Below are 24,611 nucleotides of genomic sequence, written 5' to 3' on the forward strand. Positions count from 1 at the left end.
TCCCTCCTATTTATCCTGTACCTTCCGGATGCCACCTTATTTTGGCACTATTTCTCTGAATTCATGCACTGTACATGTGAATACAGAGTTTCTTTTAACGGGACTGTGGTAATAAATGAAATGAGGATTGTACAGATGGAGGGATACTAAGATGGATTCACACCGCAAAATAACGCAAGGTCTCCCGCAATTTCCAGAATCATTATGGAGAGACACTACGGATTTGCCGGCTTTTCCAAAGCTGACTGATGATATTTCTACAGATGTCGCAGTGGTAGGCGGTGGGATTACAGGAATTACAACAGCCTATCTCTTAAGCAAAGCAGGATATAAAGTCACGCTCTTAGAGGCAGGGGAAATCCTCAGTGGCACTACGGGTTTTACAAGCGCCAAAATCTCCGCTCAGCACGGATTAATCTATCATCATTTGATCAAGCATTTCGGGGAAGAGAAGGCCCGCCTCTATTATCGATCTAACCATGAGGCTATGAACTGGATCTTACAAACGGCGGAAGAACTTGAACTGTCTTGCGGTCTGAAACGCGAAGCGGCTTATTTGTACGCAGATGCTGATGATCATAAAACGCTTAAAGAACTGAAGGATGAGTATAAAGCCTATGAACAATTGGGCCTGCCCGGTGAATGGCTGGATAACGTCTCTATCCCTCTGATGGCGAGCGGTGCGATTAAATTACCAGGACAAGCTCGCTTTCACCCCCTGCAATATCTGAAAGCCTTGTTAAAGGTTATCGTGGAAAAAGGTGGCGTGATCTATGAGCATACGATGATGGCGGACAAAGTGGAGAAGAACGATACACTTACGCTTTTTACGGAAAAAAACGACTATCGGATCAACTGCCGTTACGCCGTGTCGGCTTCTCATTTCCCCTTCTACGATGGAGGTTCGTTATATTTCTCGCGACTGCATGCTGAACGTTCCTACTGCCTGGCGATCCAGCCCGAAACGGATTTCGAGGGCGGAATGTATTTAAGCGCCAGCGAACCCACCCGTTCTCTGCGTGCTGTGGAGTGGGAAGGACGTAATCTGGTTATCGTTGGTGGGGAGAATCATAAGACAGGCCAAGGTATCTGCACGATAGGTCATTATGAGAATTTGGAACTGTTCGCAGGCCACTTGCTGGGCATCAAATCGATCCCTTACCGCTGGTCAGCACAGGATTTAATTACGCTGGACAAGGTCCCTTACATCGGTAAGATTTCGGACAACGAAGAGATTTATATCGCGACCGGATTCGGAAAATGGGGTATGACAAGCGGTACCTTGTCCGCTCAAATCATCTCGGATCAGATTCAGCACAAAGATAATCCATATACGGAGTTGTACGATCCATCCCGCTTCAAAGCTGGCGCCAGCATAAAGAGCTTCATCGTCCAAAATGCTAATGTGGCCAAAGAGCTAGTAGCAGGTAAAGTTGAAATTGTCCATAAAAAGACTAGCGATTTGAAGGCAGACGAAGGGGCCGTTGTCTTCCACGACGGCAAACGGGTCGGCGCCTACAAAGATCCAGAGGGGAAACTTCATCTGGTGGACAGAACCTGCACTCACATGGGCTGTGAATGCGAATGGAACGACGGTGACCGTTCTTGGGATTGCCCTTGCCACGGTTCCCGCTTCTCCTTCGATGGAGAAGTTTTAGAGGGACCTGCATCGGTTCCGCTGACGAAGCTTTACGAATAAATTCACTTCGTTCGTGAAAATGCTATGTTCACGGAAAATCTGTACAATCACGAAAAATCGCATCTCTTTACATGAAAGTTTTCAATTTGTTTTCTTGGGACGATTGTAAATGCCCTATAGCATTCAGGTATAATAGGACATGAATGAAGCATAAGCTTCAAAAATGTTTAAAGGAGCGTGACGTTAGAGATGGATTTGAGAGGAAAGAGTGTTGTGATTACTGGTGCAGGCAAAGGAATCGGTAAAGCCTTAGCCATGGCACTAGCTAAGGAAGGTGCTAACTTGGGCCTGATCTCCAGAACTTCAGGCGATCTCGAAGCGTTAAAATCAGCCCTAACGGAAGTATACGACGTTAAAGTTAGTATTGCCGTTGCGGATATCGCTGTACGCGAAGAAGCTGAACGAGCAGTTGCTTACCTGCAAAATGAGCTAGGAACATTTGACGCATTAATCAATAATGCCGGAATTGCGAAATTCGGTACTTTGGTAGAAATGGACCCTGCCGATTGGGAAAGTCATATCCAAGTCAATCTTTACGGCACCTATTATGTAACTCGCGCTGCACTGCCAGCTATGATTGAGAAAAATGGCGGGAATATCATCAACATCTCGTCTACAGCCGGAGAGCGCGGCTTCGCGACTGGCTCAGCTTACTGCGCATCCAAGTTTGCACTGATGGGCATGACCGAAGCCCTCGCGCAAGAGGTGCGTAAGCACAACATCCGCGTCGTAGCTTTGACTCCAAGTACTGTTAACACTGGACTAGCTTCCAACGCTGGACTTAAAATCGGTGACGAAGATCGCATGATGCAGCCTGAGGATGTAGCTGAATTGGCGTTAACAGCCTTGAAGCTGCCGGATCGTGTCTTCCTAAAAACAGCAGGACTCTGGACCACTAACCCGCAATAAAAAGGACTGGCTGGTTTTGCACCAGGCTCTGATTGCGGCTTTTTGCAGGAGAATGCTCATGGGAGAGGAGCAGTAGAGCGGATTGGGTGTCCTTGTGCCAGTCAATCCCTTTGGTCTGCTCTTCTCTATACTCTGATTGCACTTTGTGCGATAGAATGCCTAATGTAGACTGTTTTCAGGCTGTTCTGTTGCACATTCTGCAATCAAACTCCATTTTTGGGGCAAGAGATGGTTACTTTAGCGCCAGATTGGGCAACTGGAGTTTAGAGGTACTTATTTATTCGTTGGTTCTAATAATAATGTTGTGTGCTTGTAGTTACGCTGGGCGCTTCGGCTCTGAACACTACTTGGCGCTCGAATAACAATAGTTGCACTATATACATCTATTCAGCGTAATTAAAGGATCCGTTACACTTTAATTGCACTCTGTGCAACTAAAAGCAAATAATGCTCGACCATTTCCCAGATTCATCTTATTTAGTTGCATAGAATACACTTATCGCTTCATTTCTAACGAACCAGAACTTTTAGTGCAATTAAATATTCAATCTAATATTTATATATGTATATCACACTGCTGAACGGAGGTTTATCTAATATGCTGGTAGTAACAAATACCATTAAGGTTAAAGAAGGTCATGGTGAAGCCATTGCTCAACGTTTCGGAGGAAATAACGGTGTACAGGATATGCCAGGTTTCGTACGCATGGAGGTTTGGCAAGGAAGTGCCAAAGAAGGTGTTGAGGAACTAAAGATCTGCACCATGTGGGAGAACGAGGAAGCATTTAAAGGCTGGACCTCCAGCGACTCCTTCCGTCAATCACACCGTGGTGCTGGTGGAAATGAAGCCATTCTTGGAGCATCAATCGACAAATATAAGCTGATGATCAGCCGAACACCCGGCACCAGCAATTAAGTGATGTAGGCCGAATCGTACAATGAATATAAGTTCGACTGCCACGACAATAAAAACAGGGATGCCCTGAGCCAATATGGCTTTGAGGCATCCCTGTTTGTTTTTACAGTGTGTTGCTTATTGCTCACTACCACGAGGGAGAGCTTCCTCCACCTCTTGATGTTTCCCCGGCCAGAATGCCCATCGACCAAAAAGTGTCGTAATAGCTGGCACAAGGAACGGACGAACTACGAAGGTATCAAGCAGAATACCTAGAGCGGTAATGATACCAAATTGCACAAGCACCTGAATCGGTAAGCTAGCTAATACAGCAAAAGTACCTGCCAGAATGAGGCCCGCCGAGGTAATTACCGAGCTAGTCTCATTTACACCTTCTGCGATCGCCTGCTTAAGCGGCATGGTTTTACGCTTTTTCCAAATATTCGAGATCATAAAGATGTTGTAATCTTCTCCAAGTGCCACCAGGAATACAAAAGAATAAAGCGGGATCGCTCCCTGAATGGCATCTGCCCCCATCACATAGTGAATAATAATCCAGCCTAAGCCAAGTGCAGAGAAGAAGGAGAGAATGACCGTTCCAACCAGATAAATGGTTGCCACTATGGAACGCAGATATATCAATAACAGCAAGGTGATCAGCCCAATGACCACAGGGATAATCAGATCCGTATCACGATCTCCGATTTTTTTGGTATCATACTGAGTTGCTGTCTGACCGCTTACCCAAACATGATCCGCAGGATTCTCAACCCCTACATCAATCAGCGCTTGCTCTGCCGTTGCTAGAAGGGCTGGAATATGCCCCATCGCTTCAAGTGAATAAGGATTGTTCTTAAATTCGAGATCGAAACCCAGAATATCCTTGTTCACAGCACCCTGCTGAGCGTCGGAAACCGTGTCCACATAGGTGAGCCCTCCGAGAATGACTTTGAGATCCTCTCCACTTGCTTGCCCCTTAGTATCAATAATCAGCTTAGCAGGAGCTAGTTCTCCCGGGGAAAACTGCTTACCGATGAGATCAAACCCTTCGCGGGACTCCATATTTTTAGGAAAAGAAGAAAGGATATCATACGTGAATTTGATTCCACTAGAGAACGAAGCCAGAATCCCTAGTCCGATAACGGTCACGCCTACGATAGCCCAAGGCCTGGAAACTACAAATCCGCCAATCCCTTTTTTATGGGAGACTTTTGGTTCTGGAGCAGGTTTGCCTTTAGCCTTGGCCCGTTCAACCTCCATTTGCGGAGTACGCGGAATGAATGGGAAGAACGAGGTCCGCCCGAAGATTGCCAACAGTGCAGGTACAAGCGTTAAGCTAGCAATCCCCATAATGAAAATCGACACGCTGAACGGTATTGCAAAGCGATGATAAGCTCCATACTTAGCCAGCAATAACGCAAACAGCGCGAGCACGACAGTGAAGCCACTCATAGCGATAGCCCCTGAAGCATCGGTAATGGAACGAAGCAGGGCACGACTTTTGCTTTGCTCTATCTTCAGAAGCTGACGGAATCGCGAGATCAGGAATAAACAATAATCCGTACCCGCACCGAACAACAGAACCGTCATGATGGAGACTGCCTGCGAATCTACGGTGATCCAGCCTTCTTGCGCCATTTTTCCAAGAATCGGACTAGTTACACCATAAGCGAATCCAACTGCAATAAGTGGAATAAACGCCAAGATCGGCGAACGATAAATCACTAATAAGAACACCAGCACAAGCATAACCGTAGCAATTAACAAGGAAACGTCAGCGTTCTGAAACAGGCCTGAAGCATCTATAGAGATGCCCACTGGACCCGTAACACGTAAACTCAGGTCTTTTCCATCTACCTTAGCTGCGGAGGGGTCTCCACCCGTCTCTGTGTTTATGATCTTCTTCATTTCTGTCACAGCTTCACCGAGCTGATCACTATCTGCCGTTTTATCAAAAAGCACCGGGGTTACCAGTGTACTAAGATCCTCAGATAATGAGGCTTGCAGTGCCTGCGGCGGCAGCTTCCCTAGTGGGGGAACAAAGTTCTGATGGGGTAACGGTTGCTGCTCCAACTTGTTGTATACAGCAGTGATATGTACTAAATCGTCTTGCGAAAGCCCACCTTCTCTATGCCATACGAGCAATGCAGGTACTCCGCTTCCACTTGGAAATTCTTGTTCTGCAATGGCTGTTGCCTGTATTGATTGTGCATCATCTGGGAGATTGGGCGCATTATTAGCAACTTGAGAATTCACTGCAGGCCATAATAGGGTAAGTGCACCTACTAGCACTATCCATACGAGAAGAGTAATCCATTTCGTCTTTTTTCCTGCCACCCATTTACCGTAGCCTGACATTCCCTTCATCCTCTCTTTTATCGTGCAGCCTCAAAAATGAGCCGCGGGTCATTTTTGATTCTATCATACCTATCCTTAAATTTTTAATCAAACCTTTTTTTATTATGAACGCTGCCTTAAGAGATCCCACCACATATAAAATACCCCTCCTTCACATAAATAATCAGCAAAATGTGAAAGGAGGGGTTTATAGTTTGCTATAATTTTTTCTTCACTTCAATTTAGCCTGCGTCCAAATCACCTTCGGAGAACTGACTGTTGTAAAGATCAGCATAGAATCCGCCTTGTGCAAGCAGTTCCTCGTGGTTGCCCTTCTCGATTACACTACCTTGATTCATAACAAGGATCAGGTCGGCATCTCGAATCGTCGAAAGACGGTGAGCAATTACGAAGCTGGTTCTGTTTTGCATCAATGCCTTCATTGCTTTTTGAATTAATAATTCTGTCCGTGTGTCGACACTGCTTGTTGCTTCATCAAGGATAAGGATCGATGGATCGGCCAGAATGGCACGAGCAATTGTAATCAGCTGCTTCTGCCCTTGTGAAATGTTAGAAGCTTCCTCATTTAACACCGTATTATAGCCGAGCGGAAGTGTGCGGATAAAGTGATCGGCATGAGCAGCCTTAGCAGCACGTACCACATCAGCTTCTGAAGCACCCTCACGTCCGTAAGCAATGTTATCACGGATCGTACCATTGAACAGCCAGGTATCCTGCAGCACCATACCGAATTTGCTGCGCAGGTCACTGCGTTTCATATTGGTAATATTCACTCCATCAATAATAATTTCCCCATCATTCAGCTCGTAGAAGCGCATCAACAGGTTAATCAGAGTGGTTTTACCAGCACCAGTAGGACCGACAATCGCTATAGTCTGACCTGGACTAACCTCAATATTCATGTCCTCAATCAGAATCGCATCTTCTTTATATCCGAATTTCACATGACGGAACTCAACGGAACCTTCCGGAGTACCTTCATCAAGCTTCGCAAGTGTAGTATTAACTTCCTTAACTTCCTCTTCTTCATCCAGAAGTTCAAATACACGTTCTGCAGAAGCGATAGTGGATTGAATAATATTAGCAATATTAGCCGTTTGTGCAATCGGCTGGGTGAACTGACGGGAATACTGAATAAAAGCTTGAATATCCCCGACATCGATCATTTTTTTAGTAACAAAGATACCGCCGACTACACAAATCATTACATAACCCAAGTTACCAATAAACATCATGAGCGGCATAATCATACCGGACATGAATTGGGCACGCCAGCCTGAATCGTAAAGCTTATCATTAATTTCATCGAAATCCTTAAGGGATTGCGGCTCACGACCAAATGCTTTGATAATCCGGTGACCTGTATACATTTCTTCTACATGACCATTCAACTGACCAAGCGATTTCTGCTGTCCGACAAAATAAGTCTGCGAACGTTTGGAAATAGCCATAATCACAACGAAGCTAAGTGGCAACGTAATAATCGTAATCAACGTCAGCCATGGGCTGATGGTAAGCATCATTATAATGACACCGATAATGGTGACAATAGAAGTAATCAATTGAGTTAAGCTCTGTTGCAGTGTTGTACTGATGTTATCCACATCATTCGTAGCACGGCTTAGAATTTCCCCATGGGTACGAGAATCAAAATATTTCAAAGGCAACCGTTCCAGCTTACTGTTAATCTGCTCACGCATGTCGAAAACGACCTTCTGAGCTACACCAGCCATTACATACTGCTGAATATAGCTGAACAGAGCACTAAGCAAATACAGACCGGCAAGTATGATCAGGATATCATTAATGTATCCAAAATCAATGGAGGCTCCCTCGACACCCATTAATTTGCCGTAAACACCTTCGAACAGTTTAGTTGTTGCTTTACCCATAACTTTAGGGCTGAAAATACTGAATACAGTACTGGCAATAGCCATAACCAAAACGATGATTAATTGAACCATACGAGGTCTTAAATACTTAATCAGACGACGAAGTGTACCCTTAAAGTCTTTAGCCTTTTCTGCAGGCATCCGCATGCCAGGACCGCCACCAGGTCCTGGACCTTTGTGGGCGCGCGGAGCTACAGGTTTATTGTTTTGTTCGCTCATGCTATTTCCTCCTCTGACAGCTGCGAGGATACGATCTCGCGGTACACATCACTGCTCGCGAGCAGTTCACGGTGAGTGCCCATTCCGGCGATTTCACCCTCATCAATAACAATAATCCGGTCGGCATCCATAACGGTACTAACCCGTTGAGCTACGATTAGAACAGTGGATTCCGTGGTTTCATCTTTGAGTGCCGCGCGAAGCTTAGCATCTGTTTTGAAATCAAGTGCAGAGAAGCTGTCGTCAAACAGATAAACTTGAGGTTTTCTCACAAGAGCACGTGCAATGGACAACCGTTGTTTCTGACCACCGGAGACATTACTTCCGCCTTGAGCAATTTCAGAATCAAACCCATCTTTCATGGCTGACACGAAATCGTAGGCTTGAGCTACCTTGGCTGCATGAATAATTTCTTCATCGGTAGCATCCTCTTTACCGTAGCGAATGTTTTCGTTAATCGTACCTGAGAACAATACCGCTTTTTGAGGGATGTAACCAATTTTGCTCCGTAGCTCTTCTTGTGTCATTTCACGTACATCTACTCCGTTCACACGTACCGCGCCTTCATTAACATCATAGAACCTTGGAATCAAGCTAAGCAGCGTAGATTTACCCGAACCTGTACCGCCGATAATGGCAGTAACTTCACCCGGACGAGCACTGAAGCTAATTTTCGAAAGTGCAGGTTGTTCCGCGCCAGGATAAGAAAAGGAAACATTATCAAATTCAACAAAACCACGCATATGATCACGGCCATCTTTTTTAGTAGCTTGAGCCGTTGTTTGCAATTCACTCTCTGAAGGATCTGTGAACTCCGGCCGCATATCGAGCACTTCATTGATACGCAAGGCAGAAGCTGAAGCACGAGGAATCAACACGAACATCATCGATACCATAATCAGGGAGAACATAATTTGCATCGCATATTGAATAAATGCCATCAGTGAGCCGACTTGTAAATCGCCGTCGCCAATCCGGATTCCACCAAAGTAAAGAATTGCGATCATGGAAAAGTTCATAACAATCATCATAAGCGGCATTAAACCGGCCATAATTTTATTTACTTTGATCGCTGTGTCTGTCAGATCACGGTTAGCCTCGGAGAAACGCTTATTCTCATGATCAATTCGGTTAAATGAACGGATAACACGGATACCTGTCAAATGTTCACGCAGCACCAGATTTAATTTATCCAGCTTAACCTGTATCGCTTTAAACAACGGTAATCCCTTCATCCCAATGAAGAAAATTGCGCCTACGAGTACCGGAATTACTACTACGAAGATCAAGGATAATTTCGCATCTTCAGAAACCGCCATGATGATACCACCAATCATCATCATCGGTGCACCAATCATCATACGCAGCATCATGGTAAGTACAGTCTGCACCTGCGTAATATCATTCGTTGTACGTGTAATTAAGGATGCAGTACCGAGCTTATCGAACTCATGCAGCGTAAAATTCTCTACATGGTTAAACACACGAGCACGGGTAAGTTTACCGAACCCCGCTGCCACTTTTGCCGATAAGTAACTGGCAATGACTGAACATAACGCCCCGCCCCCTGCAACTAGAAGCATGAAGCTACCTATTTTCCAAATATAAGTACGATCCCCTTGAACAATTCCTTTGTCCACGATGTCGGACATCAGCGTAGGGAGGTATAAGTCGCCCATGGACTGCAAGAACACTAGAATTAATACAGCACCAATAGCTACTCGAAATGGCTTCAGTTGTTTAAATAATTTAATCAAGCTTCTCATCTCCGTTCATTTGTAGCCTATCCCAATTAGGTGGCGGATTATCCTCAACGAATGCATGTACTTTCAGCAACAGTTCTGTGAGCTGCTTAGTCTCTTTTTCACCTAAGTACTGTACGAGCTCATCAAGCATTGCATCTCTATATTGCTCTGCTCTTCGTGTGAGTTTTTTTCCGCTCTCCGTCAATTTCACGCGTACGACTCTCCGGTCCGAAGGATCTGCGTGTCTTTCCACCATTTGTTTCGCCTCAAGACTATTAATCAACTGCGTAATAGTTGGAGGTGTGAATCCGAGAAGTCGGCTGATCTCAGATATCTTTAGACCCTCATCATCAGAATGATTCCATTTTTCAATGCATATCATTAAAGTCATCTCACTCGGCTTATGGCCTTCAACACCCTTGTGCCATTGGCCTTTATGCAGCCTTTTCATCGCCGCAAAAAGCTTGTGTGCGACTGAATTTTCAGTATCTTCTGTATTTCCTCCGTTTATCCCAATTTCCTTCACCTCTAATTTAGTTAGGTCGACTAATTATTAAATACTATATTATTTAGGCTACCTAATTATATTTTCGGTGCAACGCTTTGTCAAATTTTGAATACGCTATCAATTATTACGAAAAAGAAAACTCCCAAGCTCAAGGGCAAGGGAGTCCAGTTTCGTATATGTATTACTCTGTATTATAAAAATACTGAATAGATCGTTTCAATCTACCAATTAGCTCCGTGCTCGTAAGTCGTAATACCGCCTTGGCTTCCAGAGCCTACAGGTCCGATAATGATGAAGCTAAACAATGCTAACACACTTGCCATCATCAATAGTGATTTTTTCATGCTGTCTCACCTCCCTTATCAAATTTCTATATCTGGTCTGCTGATCAGTAGTTGCATAATCCCTATTAGTCTCAAATAAGGTTACACAATTAATAAAATCTTTTCCGTTGTTCTGCTTAATAGCTAATTCCAAACACTGAATGATATAATCCACGCCTGTACTGTACTTTTTTCGGGTTATGAGATACATCGCAACTTGATAGTTTAACCGATATACACGATCCACATTATTAGGCTCCTGAAACTCCTCAAATCGCAACATCTCGCGCGAAAAACGTGAAAGCACACTGTCTGCAGAGAACCCATGGCGATTAGCTGCATCCATAATAGTAATAAGACCTACCAAAATTTCACCAGGATGATCAGCCAAAAAAGCTGTATATTCCGGTAAAACAGACACATTCCCCTCTAACATCTCCAGTGTAAAGCTATTAGCAGTTGCAAACAACCGGAAATGCTCTACAGCTTCACGGCCTTCCTCATTCATCATTTCAAACCAGCTCAGATCAGCATAGCCTGCAGTATACTTTTTCGCTGCTTCATATTTACCTTGTTTGGTTAGAGCAGTCGCTTTAAGCAAATATCCATGACCATAATAGACAATGAGCGGACGTTCTGTACGAAGATCTTCAACTCGTCTACCTTTACTCTTTCGCAGTTGATCACGATACACGGCATTCGCCAGGGTTCTCAGTTCATCAGCAAAGTTCTCCATATCTACCCATCTACGCAAACCGTAGCATAATTGTGATAGCATAAGCAGACCATCCAATTGCATATCCTCAGGAAGACGGCCTCTAAATGGTCCAAAGGTGATCACCGCTCGTAATTTCTCATCTGTATCCACTATCGATTGCATCGATCTAAATATACGAAAATGACTGATCGCCAATCTCTCTGAGTAACTGTCGGACTCATTCTCTGCTACAACTTTATAGAAAAATATAGATTCATTCACTTTTCCTTTATTAAACAATTTATCAGCCACTGAATAAACAATATCCAGCGATTTCGGATATTCCAATAACCTATTTAATGTTTCATCTATGCATTGCTGCTTGCCCAATTCAGCGCAGCGTATTAAAAAAGGCTCCACCCTGCGGCGTGAGACCTTCTCCTCATTGAAGCATTCATCAACGTACAGTGGATACAACCAACCATCCGGAAAACCAAAGGCTTTAATGATTGCATCTATTTGTCCCAGGGACATAGGCTTCGGTGGATTCCCATGCAGGATTGCGCTGAGACTTCCACGATTCAGGCCACAAATTTTTGCGAATGAGGCGAGATTATGGCCGGAGCGGGACAGATTTTTCTCAATTTCTGAGCGTATAGTTGTTAACTTTCCCTCCACTCGGCACCCCCAAAGTTTGACTTGAAAAGATTCTATTAATTGACATTATAGGTGAAAGTTATGGATTGTACAACCAATAGATTGTACGACAAAAAGAGGAGCGTATTTCTCTCCTCTTTATCGGTTGGATCTTTGTAATAGTGTAATTCTATGGATGTATCGAGTTTAACTTATTGTAATAGCGGCTTTTGAGCTTCTGCCGTAGGGCGTTGCGCCTGACTTGCGACTACGCAAATTCTCCATCATCTTATGTTGTGCCAGCAAAATATAGCTGTCCAATCGCTCGCTTAGCTCTAATACTGCATGGTCACTAAGACTCCGTTGCTCCGCAACTTCCAGCAATTCACATCTAAGGCTCTCTATAGTCACAAACAGTTCATCTTCTCTGTAGTCTCTTCTATAAATATTCTCGGAAGAACCTTGATATAATGTCACAACTCTCTCCTTCTCTCTATCAACTTCTCCACCTATCATAATCCATGATACCAAAAAACATATTTTCAAAAAAAAAGAAAAAAATGCATTGTATCTACAATAATAAAATTCCTATTTGTCCAGAGTGATCCATTGAATCTTAGGGAAGTTCATTAGGGTACTGTTCTCTCAGTAGTCCCTTTGCAAAGGAAATCCATTCACGTGCTGCAAAAGATAAGTAACGGTCTCTACGCCATGCCATAGCAATCTGCCATGGAATTACCGGATCTGTCAAAGGAATGACTACCAATCGCGAGCGGTCCATGTCACGGCAAATAGTTTCCGGTAATAATGCGATCCCCATTCCCGCGGCTACCATCTTGCTAATTAAATCCCATTGTGAACTCTCATATATCACCTTCGGCTGAAATCCAGCCTTCACACATTCCGTAATAATCCGATCATGCAGCGTGAAATCCTCTCGAAATAGCACGAACTCCTCTTCTGCCAACTCACTTAGCGGAACAAGCTCCGCCTCGGCCAGCCGATGTCCCATAGGCAAAATAAGATTCAGCTTCTCTTCAACAAAGGTGAAACAATGAAGCTTGGCTGTATCTACAGGCAACACGACCATTCCAATGTCCAGCAGTCCCGTTTCTACATCTTCCTCCACTTTTTTGGCCCCATCTTCATGGAGACGAATCGTAACCTGTGGATAACGTTTATGAAATTGACCAATCACCGATGGAAAAAAGCTCGCCCCTACCATTGGAGGTAAGCCTATGCGGATGTGACCCTGCTCCAGATTTCGTAAGTTATCCAGTTCGGAAGACAAGCTAGCGAAAGACTCCACGATATTTTGCGCTTTGGTGAACAGAATTTCCCCCGCGTCTGTAAGTCTTATACTTTTTCCTTCACGGTAAAACAAGTCTGCCTCTAGTTCGGTCTCCATATTCCGGATCATTTTACTGATCGTAGGCTGTGTTATATATAGTGATTCAGCAGCTCTGGTGAAACTTCTCATTCTTGCTGCTTGAACGAAATATTCTAATTGCCGGATATCCATTATTTCGCCTCCTAATCCATAGACAAAAGGAATGTCACTTATTCGATCTATTCATTTTACCTATGAAAACAATTGATGTAAACTTTCATTATCATGAAAGGAGCGAAGCCTTATGAAAAAGATTGTTATAGGCTTGCTGCAGGTAGCGGGACTTACATTATTCTCTTTACTTATCAATGCTGTGACCCCATTATTGCATATCCCTATTCCCGGAAGCATACTCGGAATGATTATATTGTTTCTCCTGCTTGAGTTCGGTGTTATTCGTCTGAATTGGGTAGAGGTTGGCGCTTCTTGGTTACTCGCCGAGCTCCTACTGTTCTTCATTCCATCGGCTATAGGTGTAATGAAATACGCTAATATTCTGGAAACGGATGGATTACGCATTCTTGCCGTTGTCGTCTTGGGCACTTTTGTTGTAATGGCCAGTTCCGGATTACTTACCAGTAGAATTTATAAAGCGAAGGAGCGGAAAAGATCATGTTAAACGCTCTGCTGTTCTTTGGTCTCACGGTCGCGGTATATTTACTCGCGAAACGTATCTATGCTTCTACTGGTAAAGTCTACACCTCTCCATTAATCATCACACCGGTGATTATGATCGTCATCCTGCTCATAACCGGTATTACTTATGACTCTTACAATGCGGGAGGAAAATGGCTGACGGATTTGCTGCAACCGGCAACCATGGCCTTTGCCATCCCTTTGCATAAGAACTTCAAGGTACTCAAAAAGCACGCCGGCGAAATTGCAGCAGGCGTGCTATCAGGGACGATAGTTGCGGTGATCTCTTCCATTCTGCTGGCCAAATGGCTGCATGTTAGCGGCGATCTGGCAGCTAGTCTGGTACCACGTTCGGTAACCACACCGATCGCTATGAGCATCTCGCAAAGTATCGGCGGTGTACCAAGTATCACGGCAGTATTCGTCATTATTACCGGGATACTTGGCACAATGATGGGCCCAACTGTACTTCGTATCTTCCGCATTGAGAATGAAATTGCGCGCGGTGTATCGCTGGGAACCGCTGCACATGGTACAGGAACATCCAAAGCCTTCGAGCTTAGTTCACTGACCGGAACCATCTCCAGTATTGCGATGATTCTGTCTGCGCTGTTATCTATCGGCGTGGCGCCAGCTTTGCTCGCGATATTCCTCCACTAGGCTAACCCAGCTTGGGCCAAGGGCATGTCTCTTTAGTACATCTAAAGTAGCATGTCCTTTTTCTATGAATTGAACCTTAGAACTTAACAGGCAATCCGCTTTGCGCTGAATCGTAGGCTGCACAGGTGACTTTGAGGGTTTTATATCCATCCTCATAGTCGCATAAAATGCGCGAGCGATCGCCCGTCCGTACAGCATGTATGAAGGCTTCACTTTCTACTAAATATGGGTTTCCTGTATTCTCAAATTCGGTACTATTGCCGCTTCGCACTTCCAAGAGACGATCCGGGTTCCAGTCCAAAAGTCCCCGATCATTATAGAAGCTAAGACCTACACTTCCCACCTCATCAGGTAAAACGCATGTATTTGAAATATTAGCAATAATTCCATTTTCAAGCTTCAAGGATACGGTGCCTACATCTGCCACGCTCACACCTTCATGCTGCTCATGCATAATCCGGTTTCCGAACATGCCGTAGACTTCCTTTACTTCTCCGGCTAGATAGCGCACCAAATCGACGATATGTGTAGTCTGCTCTGTGAATTGTCCTCCGGATTGCTTCTGATCACGCCACCAAGCTACGCCTGGCATGCCGCCCATCCATTGCCCCATAATCATACCGACCTTGTCACCACGCAAAGTTTCTTTCAGACGTTTAATGTTCTCCTGATAGCGAAAATGATAGCCTACCGAGGTTAACAAATTATGTTCTTTGATATCCTGAAGTAGGCTTGCGGGAATTTCAGTAGTCATACTAAGCGGTTTTTCTATAAAAAAGGGAATATCCCTCTTAATTAATGATCGTTCCATCGCGCCATGAGATTGTGGAGGCACACAAATATAAACAGCATCGAGCTTCTCCGCATCCAGCATCTCCGTAATATCACCATATCCAGCAGCATCGTATGGACGTGCCATATCTTCGCCTTTAGCCTTACTGCTTCCGCAGACCGCCTGCAAACGGACATCATCCATCTCTGCCAGCAAATCAGCATGTACCTTAGAGAACCAGCCCGTACCCACAATACCCACTTTTAATGTCATTCTTTTTCCTCCTGCCGATTGATTATGAATACCTTTTCATAGATTATACCCTCTTATGAGCGGATAAGATAATCTCTCCATTCTTCGGGAAGCAAGTGCATATAAGGACTCTGCAAAAAGCGATCATCTGCAAGCACAATAATGCCTGTGTCCGTCTCGCTGCGAATCAACCTGCCTCCGGCTTGCAATACCTTGCACATTCCTGGGTAGACATAGGCATAATCAAAGCCATTCTTACCTTTGCCATTAAAATACTGACGCAGGAGATTACGCTCAAGACCTAGCTGTGGCAGACCCACACCGACAACCATTACCCCGTTAAGACGGTCTCCCGGCAGATCCACACCTTCTGAAAAAATCCCACCTAGTACAGCAAATCCTAACAGCGTCTCGTCATTATCCGGACGAAATGAAGCCAAAAAACTTTCTCTAGCCTGCTCACTCATTCCTGTGTCCTGTATCAAAGTCCGTATTTCGGGGTAATTATCCGTAAAGGCTTGATATACATTTTGCAAATAAAGGTACGATGGAAAAAACACCAGATAATTGCCCTTCCTAGAAACCATTTGGTTCAACGCCCGAGTCAACGGAAGGAGGGACGCTTCCCGGTCATGATAACGTGTCGAGACGGGCAGCACAGTCACCTCCCACTGCTCCTTCTGAAAAGGAGATGAGACGGTTAAACTATAATCTTCCTCCACTGCACCAATCATATCCCGATAATACGATAATGGAGAGAGCGTAGCAGAGAACAGAATCTGACTTCGAAAGCTCTTGGACATTTGCCGGAGCAAATGCGAAGGGTCCAAATTGAATAGCTTGAGATACACATCACCGCGCCGTACCTCAGCATAGGTTATGTAGCGTTCATCGTAAGTTTTAAAGGTGCGAAGCATCCCTTGCACTGCAAAATACGTATCCAGGAGAACATTCTCACCATCTGCTTCCCCATTCAGAGGAACAATGCTGGTGCTTGGATGTATAAGCTCCTGTTCCGCTTCCAAGGAGAACGTCTCAAGCAAAGCGGGTAACTCCTCCGGGAACGCAGTCCATTGTCCCTGTCCCTCATCATTACATATTTTACGAAGGGAGATGAAAAAGGCATTCACCGATTTAGCTGCAGTACTCAAATTTCCGTTAACGCCCTTGTACTGACGCTGGAGCTCTAGAAAAGTCGCCTTCAGCAAAGAGGCGGAGAACATCTCCCTTCCTCGGTCTACCAGATTATGTGCTTCATCTACTAGAAGCACCGTTTCTCTCTTTCTTTCCTCCGTTAGCCGTTTCAGGCTGATCCGAGGATCATATATATAATTGTAATCACAGATCACCGCATCGCAGGCATAGGCTGCATCCAACGAGAACTCAAACGGGCACACTTTATGTTTGTGAGCATACATTGCTATGGTGTCTTTGCTCATCAATGTCTCATGCTCTAGCAAATCCATTACCGCATCGTTAATCCGATCATAATAGCCATCCGCATACGGACAGGAATCCTTGCCGCAAATCCCTTCCTCTCGGAAACAGGCCTTCTCTTTAGCGGTAAGTGTGATGACATGCAGCTGAAGTCCCTGCTTCAGCAGTAGCGAGATTGCTTCCTGCGCGGCAAAACGGGTAACCGTCTTAGCCGTTAAATAGAACAATCCTTTAGCTTGTCCTTCGCCCATTGCTTTTAGGACAGGGAATAAGGTCGACATAGTTTTTCCGATACCAGTGGGCGCCTGAGCGAACAGACTGACCTTTTCCACAATGGATTTGTACACCGCTCCGGCAAAATGCCGTTGACCCTTTCGATAGGAAGGAAACGGAAAACTCAACTCACGAAGGCTCTGCTCCTTTTTTGTATCATGACGAACCATCATCTCGGCATATGGAGCATATCTGGCCACAGTCTCATTAGCGAATGAGGTCAATTCTTCTAAAGACAACGTTCGGTACAAGCTTCTTTGCTCATCCGTTGCCCGGTGGACATAGGTAAGCTTTACCTGTATAGAGGAATGCTCCTGCTCCAGCGACACCATATATGCGTACATCAGTGCCTGCGCCCAATGTACCTCATGTCCTTCGTCCAGCATATCCAGCAGTCCGGAGGTTGATTTGATTTCTTCTACCGTAAGGCTCCCATCCTCCGAAATAAGCAAACCATCACAGCGCCCATCTACTATATAGAGTAAGCTACCATAAGGGATTTCTGTTCTCAGATAGACCTCCTTGCGGTCGCCTTCTTTATATTGCTTTTGAATCTTCTGATGAATTCGTGTGCCTTCAACCATAGAGGCAGTGCCATGAAATCCAGACTCAATACTACCGCTGCGGAAGACATACTCAACGAGAGTTCTAACGGATAGAGTGACTGTATGATCCATCAATCCTCACCTCCCTTGATTAGCTATATATTCTTTTTATTGCCAATGTCTATTTTGGTCCTTTAATCGTTATAAAACTCCATGTGATAGCATAAACATGATCTTTCACCCATGTCTATTCAAGTTTACGCGCTCCACAAAGCTTATACTTATATTTTCGTTTTTTGACTTTCTCCAGCTAGCCCTGCATAATAAATTTTATTACTATGGAGTCACTTTGTCTTGACGCTGTTTCGTCCTATTTGGGAAATGGCGTTTTATCATGTAGAAAGAGGGGGAAGCTGTGTCATCCTTTAATATTAAACGTTGGATCATTAAACCTTTTGTGTTTTTCACAATACTTTTTATTCTAAAAGCATTTTTGGCTTGGGGCGTCATTTTTGATGATGTACTGCCTTGGAAGTCATTATTGACAGAAATCCCTTTTGCCTGGGCGCTCTTCTGTATTATTGAGCGGTTCGCATCCAAACGAAAGCTTGGATATTACATGACAGTCAATTTATTAGTAACAGCTATCTTTTTCGCAGCTATCATGTATTTTAAATATTATGGAGTCATTGTAACTTACCATGCGGCGGAGCAGGTGAATCAAGTCACAGCCGTCAGCAACAGCGTATTCTCACTAATGGATCCTTACTACCTGCTGATTTTTACAGATATCATTGTCTTAGGAGGCTATTTCTTCTTTAATAAGAAAGGCCGGGTCTATAAGAAAGAAAATATCAACCGTCGTAACGGAAAAATAAAATATAGTGTTCTATTCGCAGTCTCACTTGGTATATGCTTGTTCAACATTTTGCCTAATAAGGCTAGTATGAACGAAATTAAGAAAGCTCAGGAGATGGGTATTCTTAATTATGAAGCCTATACGATTTTTGCGAAAGAAGAACCGGAGCTTGTGCAATCAAGTGATATTACACAGGATGCCATCAACCAAGTGAAGGGAATTGATACTGCGGCTAGTTCTCCACTTCATAGCATCGCTAAAGGCAAGAATCTAATTATCATTCAATTGGAATCCTTCCAGAACTTTTTGCTGGGCCTTAAGCTAGACGGGCAAGAGATCACACCAAACTTGAACAAGGTGATGAAGGACAGTCTCTACTTCCCTAATTTCTATCAAATGGTTGGTCAAGGGAATACGTCGGATGCGGAGTTCGTAGTGAACACTTCCGCCTACATCCCTCCACGTGGAGCGGCAACCATGTCTTATGTGGATAAGGTGCTTCCAAGTCTGCCGCGCTTGCTTAAAGACAATGGCTATCAGACCGCAACCTTCCACACCAATGTCGTAGAGTTCTGGAACCGTGGTGAGCTGTATGACTCGCTGGGCTTCGACCATTATTATGATCGTAAGTTTTTCGGTGAAGATGATGTTTTCTTCTTTGGGGCTTCTGATGATACGCTATATAGTAAAACAGCCGACAAGCTAAAAGACATGAATAGCGAGGGTCAACCTTTCTATGCTCAAATCATTTCGATGTCAGCGCATCATCCATTCACGATCCCTGAGGAAAAATACCGCATGAAGCTACCAGAGCGTTATGAAGGCACTTTTGTAGGTGATTATATCCGTTCCCAGAACTATGCAGATGATGCTTTTGGACATTTCGTAGAAAAGCTTAAAGCAAATGGCGTATGGGACAACAGCGTGATCATGATTTATGGTGATCATATGGGATTACCAATTTATTCTCTCGATCATGATGATAAACAATTAATGACTGAAATCTATGGTCATGAATATACCTATGCGGATATGTTAAACATTCCGTTGCTCATTCATGCAGGAGACAATACAGCACCACAGACCTTAGAACAAGTCGGTGGCGAAGTGGATATCATGCCAACTGCTGCCGGTCTTCTTGGAATTTCATTAGAGAACAACCTGGTTTTCGGTCAAGATCTACTCAGTCAGACTTATAATTTGCTACCAGAGCGATATTATTTACCTTCTGGTTCTTTCATCTCCAACTCGGGTCTACTTATTCCGGGTAACAGCTTTGAAGATAACACCCAATATCCTATTTACAATGGAAAAGCACCGACTGCCACTGAGGATGAATACAATCGAGCATTGAGACTTCTACAACTTTCCCATAGCTACATTACGCAGCTGCCAGACAAACCAATTAAACCCTAAGCCATCATAAGATATGTATTACAAAAGAAGGCCACCTTCTCTCCGGAGAAGGTGGCCTTCTTTCTGTATCTATAGAGCCAGAGATTTACCGTTTCTGATCCTCGATCATACGGTAGTATTCCGCAAACTTTTGCAGCTCTTCCGGCTTCAGTATAGATAAATGCTCAGCAAGCAACTGTTTTGAACGGAAATGTCCTTCTTCAAGTATTTGCTGACCTTGCTCGGTGATGGTCACCACAACCGCTCTCCGGTCCGATCCATCCGTCTCACGCTTAATAAAACCCAGCGCTTCCAGGCGATCGAGCATCACAGTAATGGCACTGGATTTGACCTCCATAGACTCCGCCAGTTGTACCACCCGCGACTTTTTCTCTTTCGCTACTATATTTAACAGACCCATCTGAGGTACGGTAAGTCCAAGTTCTTTATGCAATGACATTTGAGACATTATCTTACGCTGTACTCTCCACATGGATAATCCAAGACGCTCTATTAACGGATCTAATTGATGCGGCATCCTTAATTCAACTCCCAATCCGTTTTTAATAACTCAAGCGTACCACTAGAACTGGTTAGGATTCAATGCTTTTGTCTACTAAAGATTTCATAATCACGTTTATTTCCATAATTTTTCCACCAATTTACAATATCCGACACAAAAATACTATATTCCATGTAAGGTTCTAGGCCTAACGATACGCTATAATCGTAGCAGTGAGAGCGATTGTCACCGAAAACATAATTTGTCAAGGTTGGTGCAAAGAATGAAATTGGCAACTAAATTAACTTGGATGATGTTCATCGTGTTACTTCTTGTTGGATCATCCATCGGGTTCTTCGGATACCGTACTGCGTACAAGCAAGTAGACGAAGCTGCAGGTATTGAATTGGTAGGATGCGCCAATATTACAACCGGGCTGATTGACCCATCAGACATTACCGCATTAATTGCAGGAGATCAAAGCAAACTGGAGGCTGTCGAGGACCGGATCGGTTGGATTGTGGCACATAAGGCTATTTTTAAAGAGGCGTTCATTTTATCGCTAGATGGAAAGATCCTCGCCGCAGATTCAAGCTTCAAAGCAAGAGGTTATAAAGCAGGCGACACTTTTTATTTCTCAGATGAAGAGAAGCAAATGATTACTAAGTCTAAGCATTCCGCATACTCCAAGGTTTATACATACGAAGGTACCTCACTCAAGACGGGCTACGGCCCCATCTATCAAGATCATGACCCCTCCAAGCCTATAGTCGCTCTAATGGCTATTAACTTCGATGGTCCGTTAATTCAAGAACGGACCCGAGACATCATTGTTCAGCCTTTTATTATCGGGACTTCCATTCTAGTTATTGCTATTGTGGCAGCATATCTCTTAATCCGCCGAATGGTAAGTCCACTAACGAAGCTATCCAAAGGTGTAAATCTTGTTGCACAGGGTGATCTTACTCATGATCCTATTTCATTCAACAGCAAGGATGAGATTGGTACACTAGCTCGAAATTTCAACGGCATGACGCAGAGCTTGCGCATGCTCATTACCGAAGTTAATGAAACCTCCATGCAGGTGGCGTCTTCATCCGAAGAGCTCTCTGCCAGTGCACAGGAAACTAACCGTGCTGGTGAGTATAGTGTCAACGTTTCAATTGAACTTGCCGATGGAGCTAATACACAATTGCAAAATTTGGAGGGTGGATATAAGTCTGTACAAGACTTGTCACACTTCATTACAGAGATTGCAGGAAATGCTGATAACGCAATGAATAATGCTACCAGTAACGCCGAAAAGGCTCGTACAGGTCGAGAAGCAATGGATTCTACTACACAACAGATGGGCATCGTCAGTGACAGCATCACTGATTTAGCTGTCATTATTGAAACCTTGGGCGGCTACTCCAAGGAAATTGAGAATATTGTGGGCACGATTGCGAGCATCGCAGAAGAAACCAACCTGCTGTCGCTGAATGCAGCCATTGAAGCTGCAAGAGCCGGAGAAGAGGGAAGAGGCTTTGCAGTAGTTGCACAATCCGTACGCAAGCTTGCCGAGCGATCCGCCCAATCAGCTGCTCAAATCGGACAACTCGTAAGCATCATCGTAAATCAGATGGACCAAGCAGGAGAAACCATGAAGCGCTCTACAGAAGAGATGGATCAAGGCCGGGAATTAATCGTAACTGCAGGTCAATCCTTCTCCGAGATTGAGATGTCTGTCTCTGGGATGGCTTCACAAAGTCAGCAGATTTCCGGAACAGTCCGCGAGCTAGCCTCCATCTCCGATGGTCTCGTTACTACTCTACAGAATATTGTAGACGTCGCTAATCAGACAGCAAGCGGTGCAGAAACCTTATCCGCATCCTCACAAGAGCAGCTCGCAGCAATGGAAGAAGTGGAGTCGGCTGCTGGTTTCTTGTCTTCGTTAGCGGAGAAGCTGCAGATTCTTATCGAACGTTTCAAAGTATAATCTTTATTCATGTAAGTTCTTAACCTTAAAGGGGCTAGCGACCAAGCAGAGAAATTCTGCTTGGTCGCTAGCCCCTCTTCTATGTAATGAGATTACGACGCTGCCGTATTCGCTATAAACCACTCACCCAGCTCATGTACAGGCATCGGCCGGCCGTAATAATAACCCTGCATGACTCTACAACCCAGTGATTTCAGCAATTCGATCTGCTCTGGTGTCTCCACACCTTCTGCCACGACTTCCATATTCAGATGGGTCGCAATCGCAATAATATTGCTGATAATAGCTTTCTTGGAGTGCATCTTGCTGTTACGAATAAATACTTGGTCAATCTTGAGTGTGTTGACTGGGATCTCATCCAAATTACCAAGGGAGGAGAAGCCTGTCCCAAAGTCATCCAGCGATACTCTTACCCCAAGCATCCGAAGTCTGGACAACTGCGCAACCGTCTCTTTCATGTTATGCATCGCAATGGACTCCGTAATCTCCAGTTCGAGGAAGTGTGGTTCTAATTCTGAACATGTGAGTGCTTCCGCTACAACATCGTATAGACTTCCATCCTCAAACATCCTTGCGGACATATTAATTGATACCGGTACGTTAGCTATCTCTTCCTTATGCCAGAACTTGTTCTGGCTGCACACATCATGCAGCATCCAATAGGTAATCGGAACGATTAGTCCGGTTTCCTCTGCAATAGGAATGAATTCAGCTGGTGAAATGATCCCATGCTCTGGGTGTCTCCAGCGCAGCAATGCTTCAAGACCTACAGTAACATTTATATAGGAATCCCATTTGGGCTGATACACCACCATAAACTCAGAACGAGCTAACGCTTTACGAAGATCTTTTTCTAGCGACATCCGTCGCAGCTGATGGCGATTAGCTTCCTGATCAAACACACTGAACTTGTTCTTACCCGAATCCTTAGAAGTATAAAGAGCCGTATCCGCAGCTTTCATTAGCGTTGAGCGATCAGTCCCATGCAATGGTGTCATACTGATTCCAATGCTTGCAGTAACATAGAGCTCGTTACCCTGAATACGATAGAATCTCTTAAGTTCATGCATAATACGTTCTGCCTCTAACTGCGCATTTTCCAGCGTGCAATCTGGGAGAGCAATCAAGAATTCATCGCCGCCTAAACGGAAGACTTTCCCCTTATCTCTTACAGAATGAATTAATCTTACAGCAACCTCCTGCAGTAGCATATCCCCTATATCATGTCCAAGCGTATCGTTAATCGATTTAAAGCGATCCAGATCCACAAAAAAAACAGCACCCGATCTACTTCCGAAAAATTCATTTTTAAAATAGTGTTCCAATCCATGTCGATTCGGCAGCTCTGTTAATGAATCTTGATAGTCCATTCTCCCCGCGCATGCCTTAAACTTATAAAACATCAATAATCCAAGATAAGCGGATACTACAACAAGAGCTACGGCAGCACACTGAGTCCACACATCATAATAAACCTTTGTCCCGATCCTTAAAGAAAACAACCCGATATAATGCATAGCCGAAATTCCACTACCCAAAAGAATACCGCCTACTATTAAGCGCCATACTCCCAAACGTGTATCAGATGTTATATGGAATGCCAAATAACAGAACAACACAACAACCAATAGCGACAGTATAGATCTACCTGGATAGTAATTAACTTCAAAGGGTAAATAGCTCGCCATGATCCCAACATAATGTAGCACCCAAATACCGCTACCAAGCACAAAAGCCCCCGAAATCAGCCATAAGCGTCGAACTTTGCCGTTAGAACCGGAAACTTGCGCAATCAGATTCAGTGCGGAATAAGCAGCTGTCGCCACTAACGCCAATGATAGTAAAACAACCCAAACATTAAAGTGGATTCCCATTTTATCCATTAGTTAACCTCTTCACCGGTTTTGAATCCCGTAATCGCCCAGCGTATTTCTCAAGTAAACAATCCGTACACGAATATCAAATATGGAAGAGTGCGTAAAGATTATAGGTGATCCCAAAAAAAGAAACTTTAGATGTATTCTACTCTGT

General features: G+C 44.2%; 19 protein-coding genes. 7 read left to right on the forward strand and 12 right to left on the reverse strand.

Features of this window, described 5'->3' with window-relative positions:
* Positions 1 to 151 precede the first annotated feature (151 nt).
* The 3 genes from NSU15_RS28990 to NSU15_RS29000 all read left to right on the forward strand — a co-directional run bounded on the left by NSU15_RS28990 (position 152) and on the right by NSU15_RS29000 (position 3,524).
* On the forward strand, positions 152 to 1,699 hold the full coding sequence (locus NSU15_RS28990) for an FAD-dependent oxidoreductase (RefSeq protein ID WP_339288429.1): 1,548 nt from the start codon (positions 152 to 154) through the stop codon (positions 1,697 to 1,699).
* A gap of 189 nt (positions 1,700 to 1,888) precedes the next feature.
* On the forward strand, positions 1,889 to 2,608 hold the full coding sequence (locus NSU15_RS28995) for a 3-ketoacyl-ACP reductase (protein WP_042131427.1): 720 nt from the start codon (positions 1,889 to 1,891) through the stop codon (positions 2,606 to 2,608).
* A gap of 598 nt (positions 2,609 to 3,206) precedes the next feature.
* Entirely contained in the window at positions 3,207 to 3,524 is a 318-nt protein-coding gene (locus tag NSU15_RS29000; protein WP_042131428.1) for an antibiotic biosynthesis monooxygenase, read from the forward strand.
* A 117-nt stretch (positions 3,525 to 3,641) separates the two neighbouring features.
* On the opposite strand, the gene NSU15_RS29005 is transcribed toward NSU15_RS29000, so the two are convergent.
* The 8 genes from NSU15_RS29005 to NSU15_RS29040 all read right to left on the reverse strand — a co-directional run bounded on the left by NSU15_RS29005 (position 3,642) and on the right by NSU15_RS29040 (position 13,403).
* On the reverse strand, positions 3,642 to 5,870 hold the full coding sequence (locus tag NSU15_RS29005) for an MMPL family transporter (RefSeq protein ID WP_042131429.1): 2,229 nt from the start codon (positions 5,868 to 5,870) through the stop codon (positions 3,642 to 3,644).
* A 212-nt stretch (positions 5,871 to 6,082) separates the two neighbouring features.
* Positions 6,083 to 7,972 (reverse strand): ABC transporter ATP-binding protein, encoded by a 1,890-nt coding sequence (locus NSU15_RS29010; RefSeq protein WP_339288430.1) that lies wholly within the window; start codon positions 7,970 to 7,972, stop codon positions 6,083 to 6,085.
* On the reverse strand, positions 7,969 to 9,729 hold the full coding sequence (locus NSU15_RS29015; protein ID WP_042131431.1) for an ABC transporter ATP-binding protein: 1,761 nt from the start codon (positions 9,727 to 9,729) through the stop codon (positions 7,969 to 7,971). The genes NSU15_RS29010 and NSU15_RS29015 overlap by 4 nt, the downstream gene beginning before the upstream one ends.
* Positions 9,722 to 10,168, reverse strand: a complete 447-nt coding sequence (locus NSU15_RS29020; RefSeq protein ID WP_042132546.1) for a MarR family transcriptional regulator — start codon at positions 10,166 to 10,168, stop codon at positions 9,722 to 9,724. The genes NSU15_RS29015 and NSU15_RS29020 overlap by 8 nt, the downstream gene beginning before the upstream one ends.
* 278 nt (positions 10,169 to 10,446) lie before the next feature.
* On the reverse strand, positions 10,447 to 10,569 hold the full coding sequence (locus NSU15_RS29025) for a hypothetical protein (RefSeq protein WP_269321974.1): 123 nt from the start codon (positions 10,567 to 10,569) through the stop codon (positions 10,447 to 10,449).
* Positions 10,523 to 11,923, reverse strand: coding sequence for a DNA-binding protein (locus NSU15_RS29030; protein ID WP_076120238.1), 1,401 nt, complete (start codon positions 11,921 to 11,923; stop codon positions 10,523 to 10,525). Before NSU15_RS29030 ends, NSU15_RS29025 begins: the two co-directional genes overlap by 47 nt.
* Positions 11,924 to 12,088: 165 nt before the next feature.
* On the reverse strand, positions 12,089 to 12,358 hold the full coding sequence (locus tag NSU15_RS29035) for an aspartyl-phosphate phosphatase Spo0E family protein (protein ID WP_042131433.1): 270 nt from the start codon (positions 12,356 to 12,358) through the stop codon (positions 12,089 to 12,091).
* A 139-nt stretch (positions 12,359 to 12,497) separates the two neighbouring features.
* Complete coding sequence (locus NSU15_RS29040) at positions 12,498 to 13,403, reverse strand: LysR family transcriptional regulator (protein WP_042131434.1); 906 nt, start codon at positions 13,401 to 13,403, stop codon at positions 12,498 to 12,500.
* 112 nt (positions 13,404 to 13,515) lie between these two features.
* Here NSU15_RS29040 and NSU15_RS29045 point away from each other — a divergent pair, with 112 nt between their 5' ends.
* Together NSU15_RS29045 and NSU15_RS29050 are read left to right on the forward strand one after the other, a co-directional pair.
* A complete protein-coding gene (locus tag NSU15_RS29045) occupies positions 13,516 to 13,890 on the forward strand; it encodes a CidA/LrgA family holin-like protein (protein WP_339288433.1) in 375 nt (124 codons plus the stop codon).
* On the forward strand, positions 13,884 to 14,567 hold the full coding sequence (locus NSU15_RS29050) for a CidB/LrgB family autolysis modulator (protein WP_339288435.1): 684 nt from the start codon (positions 13,884 to 13,886) through the stop codon (positions 14,565 to 14,567). Before NSU15_RS29045 ends, NSU15_RS29050 begins: the two co-directional genes overlap by 7 nt.
* 76 nt (positions 14,568 to 14,643) lie before the next feature.
* Here NSU15_RS29050 and NSU15_RS29055 read toward each other — a convergent pair whose 3' ends face one another.
* A complete protein-coding gene (locus NSU15_RS29055) occupies positions 14,644 to 15,612 on the reverse strand; it encodes a Gfo/Idh/MocA family oxidoreductase (protein ID WP_339288437.1) in 969 nt (322 codons plus the stop codon).
* A 53-nt stretch (positions 15,613 to 15,665) separates the two neighbouring features.
* Positions 15,666 to 17,978, reverse strand: coding sequence for a helicase C-terminal domain-containing protein (locus NSU15_RS29060; protein ID WP_339288439.1), 2,313 nt, complete (start codon positions 17,976 to 17,978; stop codon positions 15,666 to 15,668).
* Positions 17,979 to 18,261: 283 nt separating this feature from the next.
* Here NSU15_RS29060 and NSU15_RS29065 point away from each other — a divergent pair, with 283 nt between their 5' ends.
* The gene (locus NSU15_RS29065; RefSeq protein WP_339288441.1) at positions 18,262 to 20,121 is read left to right on the forward strand and encodes an LTA synthase family protein; all 1,860 of its coding nucleotides are present in this window, start codon (positions 18,262 to 18,264) and stop codon (positions 20,119 to 20,121) included.
* Positions 20,122 to 20,206: 85 nt separating this feature from the next.
* Here the strand turns inward: NSU15_RS29065 and NSU15_RS29070 are convergent, their stop codons facing one another.
* Complete coding sequence (locus NSU15_RS29070; protein WP_081389929.1) at positions 20,207 to 20,638, reverse strand: MarR family transcriptional regulator; 432 nt, start codon at positions 20,636 to 20,638, stop codon at positions 20,207 to 20,209.
* A gap of 247 nt (positions 20,639 to 20,885) precedes the next feature.
* Between NSU15_RS29070 and NSU15_RS29075 the strand changes: the two genes are divergently transcribed.
* Complete coding sequence (locus tag NSU15_RS29075; protein ID WP_339288443.1) at positions 20,886 to 22,580, forward strand: methyl-accepting chemotaxis protein; 1,695 nt, start codon at positions 20,886 to 20,888, stop codon at positions 22,578 to 22,580.
* Positions 22,581 to 22,672: 92 nt separating this feature from the next.
* Here NSU15_RS29075 and NSU15_RS29080 read toward each other — a convergent pair whose 3' ends face one another.
* On the reverse strand, positions 22,673 to 24,463 hold the full coding sequence (locus NSU15_RS29080) for an EAL domain-containing protein (protein ID WP_339288445.1): 1,791 nt from the start codon (positions 24,461 to 24,463) through the stop codon (positions 22,673 to 22,675).
* Positions 24,464 to 24,611: the final 148 nt, after the last annotated feature.

The sequence above is a fragment of the Paenibacillus sp. FSL E2-0201 genome (genome assembly GCF_037963325.1).
Taxonomy (GTDB): Bacteria; Bacillota; Bacilli; order Paenibacillales; family Paenibacillaceae; genus Paenibacillus_AQ.